The organism is Novosphingobium sp. KN65.2 (genome assembly GCF_001368935.1).
GTDB classification, from domain to species: domain Bacteria; phylum Pseudomonadota; class Alphaproteobacteria; order Sphingomonadales; family Sphingomonadaceae; genus Novosphingobium; species Novosphingobium mathurense.
The window spans coordinates 1-718 of record NZ_CCBH010000110.1 but is presented as its reverse complement, the minus strand read 5'-3'; the positions used below and the strand labels follow the sequence as shown (position 1 = coordinate 718).

General features: G+C 67.4%; 1 protein-coding gene. It reads left to right on the top strand.

All coding sequences use genetic code 11. From position 1 onward, the window contains the following. The coding region (locus SPHV1_RS04005) for an AMP-binding protein (RefSeq protein WP_156367240.1) at positions 1–718 on the top strand (718 nt) is incomplete at both ends.

Here is a 718-nt window from a genome sequence, read left to right as displayed (position 1 = left end):
GATTTTTGCAACAGAGCCCTACACCGCGCCGACGGCGCTGCGTTCGCTGATGAAGGAGGGGGACGAACATGTGACCCGCACCAGCCGCGCCTCGCTGCGGCTGATGGGCACGGTGGGGGAGCCGATCAATCCCGAAGCCTGGCGCTGGTATCATGAGGTGGTGGGCGAGGGGCGCTGCCCCATTGTCGATACCTGGTGGCAGACGGAGACGGGCGGCCACATGATCACGCCGCTGCCGGGCGCGACGGACCTGAAGCCGGGCGCGGCGACCAAGCCCTTTTTCGGGGTCGAGCCCTTGCTGGTCGACGGCAATGGCGTCGCCGTGGAGGGCGAGGGGGAAGGCAATCTCTGCATCGCGCGGAGCTGGCCGGGGCAGGCGCGGACCGTGTGGGGCGATCATGAGCGCTTCTTCCAGACCTATTTCACCACCTATCCGGGCCTGTACTTCACCGGCGACGGCTGCCGGCGCGACGCGGACGGGGACTATTGGATCACGGGGCGCGTCGACGACGTGATCAACGTGTCGGGCCATCGCATGGGCACGGCGGAGGTGGAAAGCGCGCTGGTGCTGCACGAGGCGGTGGCGGAGGCGGCGGTGGTGGGCTTCCCGCACGACATAAAGGGACAGGGCATCTACGCCTATGTGACGCTGAACAGCGGCGAGGAAGCGACCGACGAACTGCGTCAGGCGCTGGTGAAATGGGTGCGCAGCGAGATC